Source organism: Haloarcula pellucida (assembly GCF_014647235.1).
Taxonomy (GTDB): domain Archaea; phylum Halobacteriota; class Halobacteria; order Halobacteriales; family Haloarculaceae; genus Haloarcula; species Haloarcula pellucida.
Map to the genome: position 1 here is coordinate 89268 of NZ_BMOU01000002.1, position 14719 is coordinate 103986.

Annotated in this window: 13 protein-coding genes and 1 pseudogene; 9 read left to right on the forward strand and 5 right to left on the reverse strand. The window is 67.9% G+C overall.

Annotation, left to right across the window (positions count from 1 at the left end; translation table 11 throughout):
- The first annotated feature begins 2 nt into the window (after positions 1-2).
- On the forward strand, positions 3-914 hold the full coding sequence (locus tag IEY28_RS07085) for a carbohydrate ABC transporter permease (protein ID WP_220639400.1): 912 nt from the start codon (positions 3-5) through the stop codon (positions 912-914).
- Positions 915-1162: 248 nt separating this feature from the next.
- Here IEY28_RS07085 and IEY28_RS07090 read toward each other — a convergent pair whose 3' ends face one another.
- Positions 1163-1525, reverse strand: a complete 363-nt coding sequence (locus tag IEY28_RS07090; RefSeq protein WP_166966788.1) for a NifU family protein — start codon at positions 1523-1525, stop codon at positions 1163-1165.
- A 113-nt stretch (positions 1526-1638) separates the two neighbouring features.
- On the opposite strand from IEY28_RS07090, the gene IEY28_RS07095 reads away from it, so the two are divergent.
- The gene (locus tag IEY28_RS07095) at positions 1639-2220 is read left to right on the forward strand and encodes a peroxidase-related enzyme (protein ID WP_188995857.1); all 582 of its coding nucleotides are present in this window, start codon (positions 1639-1641) and stop codon (positions 2218-2220) included.
- 6 nt (positions 2221-2226) lie between these two features.
- Here the strand turns inward: IEY28_RS07095 and IEY28_RS07100 are convergent, their stop codons facing one another.
- Both IEY28_RS07100 and IEY28_RS07105 read right to left on the reverse strand, forming a co-directional pair.
- Positions 2227-2748, reverse strand: a complete 522-nt coding sequence (locus IEY28_RS07100) for a halocyanin domain-containing protein (RefSeq protein ID WP_188995859.1) — start codon at positions 2746-2748, stop codon at positions 2227-2229.
- 137 nt (positions 2749-2885) lie between these two features.
- Complete coding sequence (locus IEY28_RS07105; RefSeq protein WP_188996911.1) at positions 2886-4616, reverse strand: hypothetical protein; 1731 nt, start codon at positions 4614-4616, stop codon at positions 2886-2888.
- Here IEY28_RS07105 and IEY28_RS07110 point away from each other — a divergent pair.
- On the forward strand, positions 4606-5349 hold the full coding sequence (locus tag IEY28_RS07110; RefSeq protein ID WP_188996913.1) for a DUF7407 domain-containing protein: 744 nt from the start codon (positions 4606-4608) through the stop codon (positions 5347-5349). The two genes, IEY28_RS07105 and IEY28_RS07110, sit on opposite strands and share 11 nt — an antisense overlap.
- A gap of 146 nt (positions 5350-5495) precedes the next feature.
- Entirely contained in the window at positions 5496-6323 is an 828-nt protein-coding gene (locus IEY28_RS07115; protein WP_188995861.1) for a hypothetical protein, read from the forward strand.
- Here IEY28_RS07115 and IEY28_RS20910 read toward each other — a convergent pair whose 3' ends face one another.
- Both IEY28_RS20910 and IEY28_RS20915 read right to left on the reverse strand, forming a co-directional pair.
- On the reverse strand, positions 6324-7046 hold the full coding sequence (locus IEY28_RS20910) for an alanyl-tRNA editing protein (RefSeq protein WP_188996866.1): 723 nt from the start codon (positions 7044-7046) through the stop codon (positions 6324-6326). It lies immediately after the preceding gene.
- Positions 7047-7196: 150 nt separating this feature from the next.
- Positions 7197-8435, reverse strand: a pseudogene (locus IEY28_RS20915) (sodium-dependent transporter); the annotation flags it as partial.
- Between the two features lie 176 nt (positions 8436-8611).
- On the opposite strand from IEY28_RS20915, the gene IEY28_RS07130 reads away from it, so the two are divergent.
- The 5 genes from IEY28_RS07130 to IEY28_RS07150 all read left to right on the forward strand — a co-directional run bounded on the left by IEY28_RS07130 (position 8612) and on the right by IEY28_RS07150 (position 14601).
- Positions 8612-8773: a hypothetical protein gene (locus IEY28_RS07130; RefSeq protein WP_166966271.1), complete on the forward strand. Its 162-nt coding sequence runs from the start codon at positions 8612-8614 to the stop codon at positions 8771-8773.
- Positions 8774-8873: 100 nt separating this feature from the next.
- On the forward strand, positions 8874-10550 hold the full coding sequence (locus IEY28_RS07135; RefSeq protein ID WP_188995862.1) for a hydroxysqualene dehydroxylase: 1677 nt from the start codon (positions 8874-8876) through the stop codon (positions 10548-10550).
- Positions 10547-11470 (forward strand): pyridoxamine 5'-phosphate oxidase family protein, encoded by a 924-nt coding sequence (locus IEY28_RS07140; RefSeq protein WP_220639398.1) that lies wholly within the window; start codon positions 10547-10549, stop codon positions 11468-11470. Before IEY28_RS07135 ends, IEY28_RS07140 begins: the two co-directional genes overlap by 4 nt.
- Positions 11471-12311: 841 nt before the next feature.
- Positions 12312-13175, forward strand: a complete 864-nt coding sequence (locus IEY28_RS07145) for a fumarylacetoacetate hydrolase family protein (protein ID WP_188995864.1) — start codon at positions 12312-12314, stop codon at positions 13173-13175.
- A 190-nt stretch (positions 13176-13365) separates the two neighbouring features.
- Positions 13366-14601 (forward strand): mandelate racemase/muconate lactonizing enzyme family protein, encoded by a 1236-nt coding sequence (locus tag IEY28_RS07150; protein ID WP_188995866.1) that lies wholly within the window; start codon positions 13366-13368, stop codon positions 14599-14601.
- The last annotated feature ends 118 nt before the right edge of the window (positions 14602-14719 follow it).

Consider the following 14719-nt stretch of genomic DNA (forward strand, 5'->3'; position numbering starts at 1 on the left):
CCATGGCAACCGAAACGAAACAGCAGACGACGCAAGCCACCGACCGCTCGTTCGCCGACCGACTCGACGCGTGGCTCGCAGAGGACATGTCGCCGCGCCGGGCACTGGTCGTCTACGCCGTCATCGGGCTGTACATGACGTTCCTGTTGCTCCCGGTGTTCTACATGGTGCTGGTGACGTTCACGTCGGCAGAGTTCCTGTACTCGTCCCAACTCGTGCCCGCGTTGAGTGACTTCACGCTCGACAACTACGTCACGGTCATGTCGACTGGCCTGTTCCAGCAGTACTTCATCAACTCGGCCATCGTCGCGACGACGACGACGGCCATCACGCTCGTCGTCGGGACGCTGGCGGCGTACTCGCTGTCGCGGTTCGAGTACCCCGGACGGAGCGGACTCCTGTTCACGTTCCTCGGGACCCAGATGCTGCCCCGCGTGCTCATCCTCATCCCGTTCTTCCTGATGATGTTCACCATCGGGCTCATCGACTCGCTCGTGGGCATCATCGTCGCCCACTCGGTGCTGGGCATCCCGCTCGGGACGTGGCTGCTGAAGGGGTACTTCGACGACATCCCCAAATCGTTGGACGAGGCCGCGAAGATGGACGGCTGTTCGCATCTGGACATCCTGGGGCGCATCATCGTCCCGATGTCCCTGCCGGGCATCGCCGTCGCCGGCTTCTACACGTTCATCCTCTCGTGGAACGACTACCTGTTCGTCTCTATCCTCTCGCAGACGGCCGCGACCCGGACGCTCCCGTTCGGACTGCAACTGTTCCAGTCACAGAACGCCGTGGCCTGGGAACTGCTACTGACTGCGGCGACGCTCACGATGGTGCCCGTCATCGTGCTGTTCGCGTTGGTCCAGCGGTGGGTCGTCGAGGGCCTCGCCAGCGGCGGCATGAAGGGTGCCTGAGGCTCTCCAACGCACATCTGATTCTATTTCCGAAGTTATAGCAGTGAATGGCCTCTCCTCGATTATATAAATCGAATTTCATAGAGATATCTGGGGGGTTCAGAAGCACGGCCACTATCGATACGAGGATTTTAGCTATGCAACTCCAAATCGGGTTCATGTGGGTGTGGATGCGCGCCCACCGGTCGTGGACACGGACTACGCGGACGCGTGGCTCGTCGGCCGCGAAAAACGGGAGAAGTCTGGCGTCAGAACGGCGCTTCGGGGCCTTCGTCGTCGCCGCCGACGTCGCCACCGCGGGACTCGCCGGGGAAGGAGGGGCTGGCGCCGCCGGCCATGCCCTCTTGCTGGTCCGCCCCGGTGCGCGCGACGACCTCGTTGATCTCCGGGATCTCCTTGGTCATGCGCGTCTTGATCGCCTGGATGGTCATCGGCGAGATGCCACATCCGGAACAGGCACCGCCCAGACGGATCGTGACGCTGCCCTCTTCGCGGTCGATCTCCTCGATGGCCGCGCTGCCGCCGTGCATCTGAATCTGCGGGAAGTTCCGGCGCAGGAAGTTCGTGATGCGCTCGCGCAGGTCGTCCCCGTCCTCTGTTTCCGTGCTCATAGTGACAGTATGTCCGGGCCGGGGAGGCTTAGACCTTTGGACTGATTCGTTCGGCCCCGCGCCGAGTCCCGGTCGGGCCAAGGTTGAAGCGCGCCCGCGACGCCGGTGTGTGTATGGCTGACGCGGACGACGCGATGCGGCGTTTCGCGGTGCCCGACCACGACGACGTGCCCGAGGACCTGCGGGCCCGCATCGACGAGGAGACCGAGCGTGCGGGGTTCACGCCGAACGTCTTCTCGGCTATGGCCTACCGTCCCTCGCACTTCCGAGCGTTCGTCGCCTACCACGACGCCCTCGTTGAGGAGACGGAACTGGAACGCGAAGAGGTCGAGATGATCGTCGTCGCCGTCAGCGGCGTCAACGACTGTCTGTACTGCATCGTCGCACACGGGGCGCTGTTGCGTATCTACGCCGACGCGCCGAAACTGGCCGAGCAAATCGCCTCGAATCACCGGACGGCGGACGTCAGCGAGGCACACCGTGCGATGCTCGACTTCGCGGTGAAACTCACCGAGCGACCCGCCGAGGTGACCGAGGCCGACGTAGAGCGACTGGAGGACCACGGGTTCAGTCGCCGGGCCGTCTGGGACGTCGGCAGCGTCGCGGCCTTCTTCAACCTCTCGAACAGACTGGCCCACCTCGCGGATATGCGACCCAACGACGAGTTCTACGACCTCGGCCGCGGCGACGATTGAGGCCGCTCACTCTACTGCGATGCCCCCCTTCATGCCGAGCGAGAAGTGGGGTTCGCAGTGGTAGAGGAGGATACCCGCCTCGTCTAGGGTACGCGTGTACTTCACGCCGGACCCGCCCTCGGCTTCGCCGGAACTGAACTCGTAGTCGGACTCGCCGAGTTGCTCCTCGGGGAGCGCTTCGACGTTGTGTGGGTTCCCCTCGCCGGTCCAGTTCCACCGTATCTCGGTGCCGGTGGCGACGACAAGCGCCGATGGCGCGTACGCGAACGCCCCGCCGTTCCCCTCGGCGCCGACGTCGACGGTCACGCTGTCGCTGTCTCGCTGGTCGACGAACGACCCGTCGTACGTGTCGTCCGCCCCGCCCAGTTCCGTCTCGGTCAGCCACTCGTCTATCGTCGGGTACTCGTCCCCGGTGACGCCGCCGTCGCCACCGTCACCACCGTCGCCACCGCAGCCGGCCAAGCCGACGGCGCCCGCGAGACTCGCTGTTCGGAGGAACTGCCGCCGTGACGCTGCGGGTCGGGTCATGGCTAATCCTCTCCTACGCAGAAGGATAGTTATCCGTACTCTTCCCGACTCGAACGGCCCGCCGACACGCCCACTGTCCGCTATCTCACGGCTGTCGCATCTCGCCGCACCGGTCACCGGCGGTCCGGACGAGATAGTCACCCGCTGCTTTGGCGGGGTGCAACCTCGGCTTTCCGCTCTCCCGCCGACGGTGCCCTCACCGCGCTGACGGGCGGGAACGGCCGCCGCGGTCGGTCTCTCGGACACGGGTGGTCCACACACCGTGTCACGACTCCGCCGGCGGTCGAACAGCCCGATAAGTCGGGCTTATCGAATCCTTGCCTGCGGGTAACTATTCCTGCGATAGACGGAGGGGCCGCCATGGGTCGCCGCCCGCTCTCGCGTCTCCTGCTGGCCTTCTTCCTGAGCCTCTCAGTTGTCCTCGCTACGGCGCTCGTGGGTGCCGGTGCGCTCGCGGATACGTCTGCGACCGTCTCCGCACCAGATACTACGTTGCAGGTGGCCACAGAGACCGAGACGCCGTCGATTCCGCCGACTGCGACGGAGGCGACGCCGGAACCGACTGCGACACCGACCCCAGAACCGACGGCGACGCCGACGCCCGAGCCAACAGCTACGCCGACACCGGAGCCGACGGCGACACCCACGCCGGAACCGACTGCGACACCGACGCCGGAGCCAACAGCCACTCCGACACCGGAGCCAACAGCCACTCCGACACCGGAGCCAACAGCCACTCCGACGCCGGAACCGACTGCGACACCGACGCCGGAGCCGACACCAACATCGACGCCCGAGCCAACAGCCACTCCGACGCCGGAACCGACTGCGACACCCACGCCGGAACCGACCGCGACGCCCACGCCGGAACCGACCGCGACGCCGGAGCCAACTGCCACATCGGCGCCGGAGCCAACTGCCACATCGACGCCGGAGCCAACTGCCACACCGACACCAGAACCGACGGCCACGCCCACGCCTGAGCCAACACCAACGGCGACAGAGACGTCGACTCCGCCGCCGACGCCGACACCAACGCCTGAGCCAACGCCGACGCCGACACCAACGCCTGAGCCAACGCCGACAGAGACGTCGACTCCGCCGCCGACACCCACACCCACGCCGGAACCGACACCAACGGCGACAGAGACGTCGACTCCGCCGCCGACGCCCACCCCGACACCGGAACCGACTCCGACGCCCACGCCGGAACCGACACCAACGACGACAGAGACGTCGACTCCGCCGCCGACGCCCACCCCGACACCGGAACCGACTCCGACGCCCACGCCGACGCCGACAGAGACGTCGACTCCGCCCCCGACGTCCACCCCGACAGACTCGCCGACGCCAACCGCGACGCCGACGCCAACCGCGACGCCGACGCCAACCGCGACGCCGACGCCAACTGAAACGCCGACCGACACACCGACGGAGACGCTCACCCCGATACCGGCCGGGACGCCCGATCCGCTGTTCCCGCCGCTGTTCCCGTCGTCACCGACGCCCACACCGACACCCACGGACGCGCCGCCGACTGACGCGCCAACTGCAGCGCCGTCGAACACCGGCGGTGGCGGCGGTGGCGGTGGTGGGCCCGCCGACGGTGACGACTCCAGTTCGAACGACGGCGGTCCATCGGCCGTCTCGGGAGACGACGGGAACGACCTCGGGAGCAGTTCGAACGACGGTGGCGATTCGAACGCGCCGGGACGCGAGCAGTTACGCATCACGCAGTCCCGGACGGCGGAGGGCGTCACTATCACGATTCGCGGGGCCGCTGCCGGAGAGAGCGCGACGCCGTCGTTCGCCCTCACCGATCGGTCCTCGCAGGCACCCGCGGTGACGCTCTCCAGTATGAACGTCACGTTCGCCACCGACCAGTCGACCGTCGAGACGACGGTGTTCGAACCGACGACCGACTCCGGACCGTTGCCGCCGGTCCCGCGCGGCGACGCGCTGGGATACGTGCCCGTCGAGACGGGCATCGACGACGAGGCGGTCAGAAGCGTGGGACTCGCGGTGGACGTCGACGCGCAGGCCGTGCCCGACAACCGCTCGCGCGACAGCGTCGTCGTCTATCGGTACACGAACGGGGGCTGGTCGGCGCTACCGACGCGGTACGACAGCAGCGCCGGCCGGTATCTCGCCACCGCGGACGGCCTCTCGTCGCTCGCCGTGGCCTCGCTGGAACCGGGACAGGTCAGGGTCGTCAACACCACCAGCCCGCCGGATTGGGCCAGACAGGGGTACCAGACCAACGTCACCGCGACGGTCGAGAATCCCGGCGACCGGCCGGCCCAGCGTACCCTCACCGTCACCGTCGACGGCCGCCCGGTCGCCAACGAGACGGTCCGGCTCGACCCCGGCGAACGCGACGAGGTCACCATCGGGTTCCCGGCCGGCGGCGGCACCGTCGCCGTCGAGGGGACCGAAGCGGGGCAGATGAACGTCAGCGAGGGCAACCAGTGGGACAACGACCCGCCTTCGGGCCTGTCCGCTGGTGACGGCCCCGGGTTCGACCTCGGACTGGTGGCGCTCCTGTTCGTCGCCCTCGTCCTCGTCGGTGTGGCTCAGCGACTCCGACGACTCCGGCGTTGACGGCCGAACACAAACGACTTGTCGCAGTCGGACGACGGTCCGGTGATGCCCTCCAGTCAGCCCCGCCACGGACGTAGCTTCCCGCTCGCCCAGCCACGGAACCGACCCGCCGCCGGCGGCCCGCACCGGCGACTACGGCGGTGACGATGCCGTCGTTCGTCACGCGACTCGGCGACGGGTGGCGGCGGGCGCTCGACGTCCTCCCCCTCGCGCTGGTCCCCGTGCTGACCGCGCTGCTGAACACGGAGAAGCTCTGGTCCGTGCTGACCTTCGACGGCTTCCACGTCAGTCTTCAACTGGCGGCGCCGGTCTCCGTCGTCGATGTCTGGACCTTCGTCAACCCGCCGAGTCAGGGGGGAACGGTCCAGACCGGCGTCCCGATGGTCGGGTTCCCGCTGGTGCTTTTGGTCGTCCCGGCGGCGCTCGCGCTACAGGCGGCGCTGATCGCGGGCTACTTCGGCAGTCTCCAGGAGGCGCTCGTCGCGGGCCGGTACGACTTCGCGGCGAACGTCCGCCGGTTCTTCCTGCCGTTCCTCGTGCTGACCGGCGTTCCGGTGCTCCTCCTCCTGCCGTTCGGGTTCGCCGGCGCCAGCGGTGGACTGGACGCGCTGTTCCCGCTCGTCGTGCTGTCGATTCCGGTGTTCGTCGTCCTCGCGTACCTGTTCGCCGCGACGCCCTACCTCCTCGTCCTCCGGGAGACCGACCTCCTCGACGCGCTCCGGGCCTCGTACGGCCTCGCGATAGCCAGCGGTGCGTACCTCCGGTACCTCGTCGGGTTCCTGCTGTTCGTCCTCGTGCTTTCGCCGTTCGCGTCGCTGCTCGTCGTCAACGTACCCGTCGTCGGACTGGTCGTCGGGGTCGCGGGCGGCGCCGTCCTCGGCCTCGCCGCCAACCTCGCGACGATGCGGTTCGTCGCCGACATCGACCCCGAGTCCCCAGCGGTGGGGACGTGGGCGGACACCGGAGCCGAGTGACTACCCGTCGAGTTCGAACTCGATTCGCTCGACGTCGGCGCCCTTCGACGTGCGGTCGGTGACGCGGATAGCGCCGATCTCGTCCGTGCGGTCGACGTGGGTGCCCCCACAGGGACAGGTGTCGAACTCGGCTATCTCGACCACGCGCAGGGGGTCGACGTGGTCCGGAATCAGGTCGAGTTGGGTGCGGCCCTCGGGCGTCTCGGCCTCAACGTCGGCGCGCGGTCGCTCGGCCTTCGAGACGGGCAGGTCGGCGTCGACGACGCGGTTGGCCGCACGCTCGATGGTCGCCACGTCCTCGGCGTCGAAGTCGGCGGGTTCGAAGTCGATTCGCGAGCGGTCGACGTGAATCTGGTTGCCGGCCGTCGCGGCGTCGAACTCGTCCAGCACCACGCGGGAGACGACGTGCTGGGCGGTGTGCATCCGGCGCAACTGCTCGCGGCGGTCGGCGTCTATCTCGCCGGTGACGGTCGTTCCCGCTGCCGGCACCGTCCCCTCGATAGACTCGACGTAGTGGCGCACGTCGCCGTGGTTCTTGCGTACGTCCCGGACCGTCGCTTCGCCGCCGTCCCACGAGAGGCGGCCGCGGTCGGCCGGTTGGCCGCCCCCCTCGGGGTAGAAGTACGTCCCGTCGAGGACGACGTACTCCTCGGTCGCTTCGGTCACCGCCGCCTCGAATTCGGTGACGTCGTCCGCGTCGGGGAGGTACCGGAGGTCGGTCATAGCTACCGGTTGGCGGGCCGACGGCAAAAGCCGTTGGACGGCGGTGAGTGCGACGGCTGGGACCAGCACGACCGTCGCAAGCGTGCCTATCTCGTCGAGGAGGAGCCGCCACGCCGGTCGGGCGACGCCCGCTACTTTCGCGACGACGACGGCGACGAGGACGACGGGGACGACGTATCGGACGAGAGCGACGAACGCGCCGAGTTCCGCACGGACGGCGTCGAGGTCCGCGACGAAGACGAACACGGCCACGATGAGGATCGCCGAGACGGGCAGTGCGAACGTCCCCACGGTGGCGTCGACGATATCGAGGACGGGGACGCCGGCCAGCGCGAGGTTCGCGGGGCTGTAACTCAAGGCGGAGGGCGCGCCCGCGAGGAGCATCACGCCGGTAAGCAGCCACGTCGCGCGCCGCCGCCCGTACCCGGTCGCCGTCAGGGCGGCGACGCCCACCTCCAGCATGGCGACGGCCGAACTGAGCGCCGCCAGCGCCAGCAGGCCGAAGAACGCGACGGCGACGGGGCGACCGAACGGCATCGTCGCGAAGGCCGTCGGGAGCGTCGTGAAGGCCAGTTCCGTCCCGAGCGTCGGCCGGAGGCCGAAACTGAACACGACGGGGAAGATGACCAGCCCCGCCGTAATCGCGGCCCCGACGTCGACGACCGTAATCGCAAACGCCGACCGCGTGAGGTCGGTGTCGTCGTCGACGTAGCTCCCGTAGGTCAGCATGATGCCTTGCCCGACGGACAGCGAGAAAAACACCTGCCCGACGGCAGCACTCCAGAGGCCGGGGTCCGACAGCACCGAGAAGTCCGGCGTAAACAGGAACGCGACGGCACGGCCCCATCCGGGGAGCGTCGTCGCGTACGCCGCGAGCGCGGCGAGCAGGACGAACACCGTCGGTAACAGGTACGTCGCGAGCCGTTCGATGCCGTCGCGGACGCCCAGCGAGACGACGCCACCGGTCAGCGCCGTCGCGACGACGAAGAACCCGACCGGCCGCCAACCGGCGGTGAAGGCTGCGAACGTCGTCCCCGACCCGACGCTCCACGACACGAGAAAGCCCAGCACCCACCCGGTGAGGACCAGATAGTAGCTCAGGATGAGGAGGACGCCGGCCACGACGGCCCATCCGACGACGGCGTAGCGGTCGCCGACCGTCCGGAACGCCGAGACCACGTCCGTCCGGAGGGTGCGGCCGACGGCCAGTTCGAGGACGAGGAGCGGCACGGCACAGACGACGGCCGCGACGAGGTACGGAAGGAGGTAGGCCCCGCCGCCGTTCTGGCCGACGACGGCGGAGAACCGCCAGATGTTGCCTAGCCCGACGGCGGCCCCGACGGCGGCGAGCAGGAACCCGACTCGTGAGGACCATCGCTCGGCGGTCATGCCGGCCTCTGCTCGTGGTACCGTGTTAAACGTACGCTCGCACGGGGCCCGTCGAACGGACGTGGGGCGTCTGACGCTGGGCTGACGGCGGCCGCGTCGACCGCCCGCTGTCGGCCGGTTTTCACTTCCGACGCGGTTGGCTGACGTATATACTCGGGCCGACCGTCCTCCCGGCTATGTTGGAGCAGTTGAAACAGGCCGTCGGTCGGGGGACACCGTCACAGAGGGCGTCGACAGGGGCGTTCCACGAGTGTCGGCAGTGTGGGACGACCGTCGACGACGACGCCGACGGCTGCCCGGCCTGTGGCTCGACCGAGATCGCTCGATACGACCTCTGAGCCGACCGTTCCGTTCGGTCTACGGCCGCCCGCTACTGTGCTGATCGGTAGCATTTCGCGGCGATAGAACGGTTATTACAGTCGGGCCCGTCTCGAAGGCATGCATCCCGGTTCGTCGTCGGTTGCCATCCTCGGGGGCGGGGTCGGCGGCCTGAGCGCGGCACAGGAACTCGCAGAACGCGGCTTCGCGGTGACGGTGTACGAGGCCGACGACGCGCTGGGCGGGAAAGCGCGGAGCTTCGAGTACGAGGGTGACGCCGAGGGACCGCCCCTGCCCGGCGAACACGGTTTCCGGTTCTTTCCCGGGTTCTACACCAACCTCCGGGACACGATGGCCCGGATTCCGCTCGCCGAGGGCGGAACCGTCGCAGACAATCTGGTGCCGACCAGCGAGACGCTCGTCGCCTCCGTCGACGGCGGCGAGTCGCTCTCTCGGTCGGCGACACCGCGGACCGTCTCGGAGTGGGCCGACGCGCTCCGGCCGACCATCGGCAACGGCGAACTCACCGCTCGGGAGACGAACTACTTCCTCCGCCGCCTGCTTGTGTTGCTCACCAGCGGCCGTCGCCGGCGCGAACGGGAGTTCGACGCCATCACGTGGTGGGAGTTCGTCGACGCCGAGGAGCGGTCGCCGGCCTACCGGAAACACCTCGCCGAGAGCACGCAGGCGCTCGTCGCGATGCGGCCACAGATAGCGAGCGCCCGGACCATCGGGCGCATCTACGTCCAGTTGATGCTCGACCAGATAGAGCCCCGCCGACCGACCGAGGCGGTGCTGAACGGTCCGACGAGCGTGGTGTGGATACGGCCGTGGGTCGCGTACCTCCGCTCGCTCGGCGTCGAGTTCCGGACCGGGACGCCCGTGACGGCTATCGAGTCCGACGGCCACCGCGTCACCGGCGTCGTCGTCGATGGCGCGGACGGTTCGGAGACGGTGACGGCCGACCACTACGTCGCGGCGGTCCCCGTCGAGGTGATGGCACGGCTGCTCACGCCCGCACTGACTCGCGCCGCCCCCTCGCTCGCGGGCGTGCGCAAACTCGACACCGCGTGGATGAACGGCCTCCAGTTCTACCTCACCGACGACGCGCCGTTGGCACACGGCCATCAGGCGTACACGGACTCGCCGTGGGCGCTGACGTCCATCTCGCAGGGCCAGTTCTGGGCCGACGGCCCGTTCGACCTGACCGGATGCGCCGACGGGTCGGTGCAGGGCGTCCTCTCGGTCATCGTCTCCGACTGGGAGACGCCGGGCGTGCTGTTCGACAAACCCGCCAGCGAGTGCACGCGCGAGGAGATCGTCGACGAGGTGTGGGCGCAGTTGACCGCCCACCTCAACCGCGAGGACGAACGGCTCTCGGCGGCGGCGCTGTACGACGTGGTCGTCGACCCCGCCATCGTCGAGGCGGAGCGTGGGGACCGGATGGACAACCAGTCACCACTGCTCATCAACACCGTCGGGTCACTGCGACACCGACCCGACGCGGTGACCGAGGCACCGAACCTCGTGCTCGCGGCCGACTACGTGCGCACGGAGACGGACCTCGCCACCATGGAGAGCGCGAACGAGGCCGCCAGACGCGCCGTCGCCGGCGTCCTCGACCGTGCGGGCGTCGGGCCGCCGCCGACGGTCTGGGGACTCGACGAACCGGCGGTGTTCGAACCGCTGAGACGGCAGGACGACGTGGCTTGTGCGCTCGGTCTGCCGCACCCCGGCGAGACCGAACGGGGCCTCGGTCGCCTCCTCCGTGAATTCAGAACCCGGGTCGGCGCGTGACCTCCGTGGACGGGGCGGGTGACGACGCGTCGTCGGCGTCAGTGCGTGCAGCCATCGCCGCCTCGACGACCGCCGAGTTCACGACGGTCCGCGACGGGCGGCCGGCGACGGTCCCCGTGACGCCGACCTACGACCCGGCGAGCGAGTGCGTCGTGGTGAGTTGCGCGCCGGCCTTCGCCGAGAAGGCCGCACGGGCCGCGGCGACACCCACTGTCGGCCTCCTCCTGCACGGTCCCGACGGCCCCCGCCACGTTACGGGCACAGCGACGGTACGAGACGACGACCTCGAAGCGAACGCGCACCGTCTCCGGCGCCTGTTCGAGGCCGAACCGCCCTCGGAGAAGCGGACCGCGATGCTCGACGCCGCGTCGGTCCTGCAATCCCGACTCGGCCTCTTGTTGCTCGACTGGTACGGGCTTCGCATCCTGATAGAGATAGCGCCCGAGCGAATCGATCGACTCGACCGGACCGGGACCGGACGCGTCGAGGCGTGGCCCGCGGCGGACGTAGACGCCGGGGAGGCGGCGCGCTACGACCGACTCGTCGCGACGGCCGTCGACGCCGACGGGCGACCCCGCACGTGGCCGGTCGACGGGTTCGACCTGCACGAGGACGCCCTCGCGCTCTCGCCGCCGCCGGCGGTCTCGCTCGACGACGGCCAGCCGATCTGTGTCCTCTGTCACTGGCACAGTGCGGCCCTCGACGACCTCGGGCAACGCGTCGTCCGCGGCCGGGTCCGCACCGTCGGCGGCGTCCCGTGCGTCGTCCCGGGCAGCACCACCCGGTGGCGCAACGTGACGGCGCTCGACGCGCTCCGATTCGTCGTCGACGGCAAGCGACGGACGCGACGGTACTTCCGCGCCCGTGGCGAGACGTATCGGATCGTCCCTCGGGCACTCCTCCGCCGCCACCCGTTCTGAACGGGTGCGGCCCACGGTCCCGTTAGCGGCCGACCGCTCGCTGTCCTATCTGTGCCCATATCGACCAAATCTGGCGACAGAAAGCGCTAGGGTGGTGTATATACGGGCAAGCAGTACCAATAAAGGTATAAAAATCGAAATGTCGAGATAAGTTGGGGTAGTTTACTGACAATACGGCGAATAGCCATGTGTATATCGACAAGCGGCGGGTAAATTCGCATATACTGCCGATATGTGGGCGGTGTCGACGGGGATATCACGCGCGGACGACAAAGCGGCGACCACGATCGCGCACCTCGCAGTCGATTCCGTGACAGACCACGAACTGGTCCGGCACTCCCGTGCCGGCGTATCGGTCTCCGGTGTAGACGCTTCGAACCTGTCCAGAACACCGACACCGTGCCGCACTCGCAGTCACCCCTCCCCGCTGCTAGCCGTCGAGTGTTCACCTGAAGAGGCAGTCGGTGCCCCTTCGAGGAAGAAGCGTTCAGAATAACCGAACGAAATTTCATCAGAACGTTCGGTACGCCTATGTGTCGTCTCCCTGCTGCCTTCCTCAGACTCCCGATATCTAGCTCTAGAAACCTCCGCGAGGTGTGTGAACAATCGACGATGTGGGAATAACGGAAGTACTATTGTTACGAACTGCGTTCAGTATTGTTGAACAATTTTCCGGACTGACGGTATGTTCGTCGCTCTCTCCGAACGGTGGTTTCGGTTCGCGCGTCGTTCGCGTACGTCGCGTCGACCTCCGCGCCCGTCCGGACGTTCGCTCGAGTGGTGCACGTGGACCACCCCCGTCGACGAAACACTTTTTAGCGATTACCAGTTCTTAGACCGTATGCGGTACTATCAGCTCGGTAACGGAGACACCGGTCGGCTCGTCGTCTCGACGGGCGAGAGCCTGTACGACCTCACCGCCGCGAAGCCGCGCCTGCAGTCGTTTCGGGACCTCCTCTCGGCCGCGAGCGTCGCCGAACGCTCCCCCGACGACGTCGCTACGCGGCACGTCGACGCCGAGCACGAACTCGCACCGAACGAGGTCGACGCCGCCCGAACCGTGCCGGTCCACGCCGACGAGGTGTGGGCCGCCGGGGTCACCTACCAGATAAGCGAGGCGGCGCGCCGAGAGGAGAGCGACACGCCGGACATGTATCTGGACGTCTACGACGCGGACCGGCCGGAGATATTCCTCAAGTCGACGCCGAGTCGGACGGTCGGCCCGGGCGAGGAAGTCGGCATTCGCGGCGATTCCGAGTGGGACGTCCCCGAACCGGAACTCGGTATCGTCCTCTACGACGGGCGGACTGTCGGTTACACCATCGGCAACGACATGAGCAGTCGCTCTATCGAAGGGCAGAACCCGCTGTACCTCCCGCAGGCGAAGGTGTACGACCGCTGCTGTGCCATCGGTCCCAGCGTCGTCACAGACATAGCGGACCCGCACTCGCTGGACCTCTCGATGACGATCCATCGCGACGGGGAGTGTGTCTACAGCGGCGAGACGAACACGGGAGAGATGGTCCGCACGTGCGAAGAACTCGTCGACTGTTACACCGCGCACAACGCCGTCCCCGAACTCGCCGTCCTCCTCACCGGGACCTCGCTCGTTCCGGACGACGGGTTCACACTCCGCGAGAACGACGAGGTCGACATCGAGATCGAACGTATCGGGACGTTGCACAATACCGTGACGACCGTCTAACCAGCATGTGTAACGGACGAGACGACCCCTGACGGCGCTCGCTCGACTGTCCCCGTCGCTGTGACGCACCCGACGCGTCGCGACCGCGGCCAGCGAGTCGCCGAGTGGCCCGCGAGCGGCCGCGCTGCCCGCGCTCCGGCCCGAACGCCCGGAAGTGTTTTGCCCGAGGGTGTGTATTCCCCGCTGTCGTATGCACTACGGAAACTTGCGAGACCCCAACGCAGAGTACACGATGCGGGACCTCTCGGCCGAGACGATGGGCCTCACGGAGCACCGCGGCGAGCGTCGCGACGTCGAGATCACCGACGTCCAGACCGTCGTCGTCGACGGCAACTACCCGTGGACGCTCGTCCGCGTCTACACGGACGCCGGGCCCGTCGGCAACGGCGAAGCCTACTGGGGCGGTGCCCTGCCGGAGATAATCGAGCGGTTGACCCCCTTCGTCGTCGGCGAGAACCCGCTGGACGTCGACCGCCTGTACGAACACATGGTCCAGAAGATGTCCGGCGAGGGCTCCATCGCCGGGAAGGACATCGCCGCCATCTCCGGCATCGAACTCGCCTTGCACGACGTCGCCGGCAAGATTCTCGATGTCCCCGCCTACCAACTGCTCGGTGGGAAGTACCGGGACTCGGTCCGCACCTACTGTGACTGTCACACCGAGGACGAGGCCGACCCCGAGGCCTGTGCCGACGAGGCAGAGCGCGTCGTCGAGGAACTGGGCTACGACGCCCTGAAGTTCGACCTCGACGTCCCCTCGGGCCACGAGAAGGACCGCGCGAACCGTCACCTCCGGCAACCCGAAATCGACCACAAGGCCGAGATCGTCCGGCGGGTCACCGAACGCGTCGGCGACCGCGCAGACGCCGCCTTCGACTGTCACTGGGCGTTTGCCAGCGGCAGCGCAAAGCGCCTCGCGCGCGAACTCGAACAGTACGACGTGTGGTGGCTCGAAGACCCGGTACCGCCGGAGAACCACGACGTCCAGCGCGAGGTCACCCAGTCGACGGGCACGCCCATCGCGGCCGGCGAGAACGTCTACCGCACGCACGGTCAGCGCCGCCTCATCACCGAGGGGGGCGTCGACATCGTCGCGCCGGACTGTCCGAAGGTCGGCGGGATGCGAGAGACGGCGAAGATCGCGACGCTGGCGGACGTGTTCTACATTCCGGTGGCGATGCACAACGTCTCCTCACCCATCGGGACGATGGCGAGCGCTCACGTGGGTGCGGCCATCCCGAACGCGCTCGCCGTCGAGTACCACTCCTACGAACTCGGCTGGTGGGAAGACCTCGTCGAGGAAGACGACCTCATCGTCGATGGCTACATGGACATCCCCGAGCGCCCCGGTCTGGGCCTCACGCTCGACTTCGACGCCGTCGAAGCGCATCTGGCGGAGGGAGAGGAACTGTTCGACGAGGCGTGAGCGGACGGTCGCGGTCGGCGACGGTCCCGAAAGCGTCTGCTGTGGGTGTCCCTCCGATACCGGTCGGAAGTCGGGGATGACCCGTTCTGCGGGCTGAATCGCCGACAGTTTTATGTTC

Excerpts from the sequence above, each read along its gene's own strand:
- IEY28_RS07150 (WP_188995866.1), top strand. The coding sequence starts at position 13,366 with ATGCACTACGGAAACTTGCGAGACCCCAACGCAGAGTACACGATGCGG.
- IEY28_RS07145 (WP_188995864.1), top strand. The coding sequence starts at position 12,312 with ATGCGGTACTATCAGCTCGGTAACGGAGACACCGGTCGGCTCGTCGTC.
- IEY28_RS07085 (WP_220639400.1), top strand. The coding sequence starts at position 3 with ATGGCAACCGAAACGAAACAGCAGACGACGCAAGCCACCGACCGCTCG.
- IEY28_RS07100 (WP_188995859.1), bottom strand. The coding sequence starts at position 2,748 with ATGACCCGACCCGCAGCGTCACGGCGGCAGTTCCTCCGAACAGCGAGT.
- IEY28_RS07130 (WP_166966271.1), top strand. The coding sequence starts at position 8,612 with ATGTTGGAGCAGTTGAAACAGGCCGTCGGTCGGGGGACACCGTCACAG.
- IEY28_RS07135 (WP_188995862.1), top strand. The coding sequence starts at position 8,874 with ATGCATCCCGGTTCGTCGTCGGTTGCCATCCTCGGGGGCGGGGTCGGC.
- IEY28_RS07095 (WP_188995857.1), top strand. The coding sequence starts at position 1,639 with ATGGCTGACGCGGACGACGCGATGCGGCGTTTCGCGGTGCCCGACCAC.
- IEY28_RS07110 (WP_188996913.1), top strand. The coding sequence starts at position 4,606 with ATGAACGTCACGTTCGCCACCGACCAGTCGACCGTCGAGACGACGGTG.
- IEY28_RS07115 (WP_188995861.1), top strand. The coding sequence starts at position 5,496 with ATGCCGTCGTTCGTCACGCGACTCGGCGACGGGTGGCGGCGGGCGCTC.
- IEY28_RS07090 (WP_166966788.1), bottom strand. The coding sequence starts at position 1,525 with ATGAGCACGGAAACAGAGGACGGGGACGACCTGCGCGAGCGCATCACG.
- IEY28_RS20910 (WP_188996866.1), bottom strand. The coding sequence starts at position 7,046 with ATGACCGACCTCCGGTACCTCCCCGACGCGGACGACGTCACCGAATTC.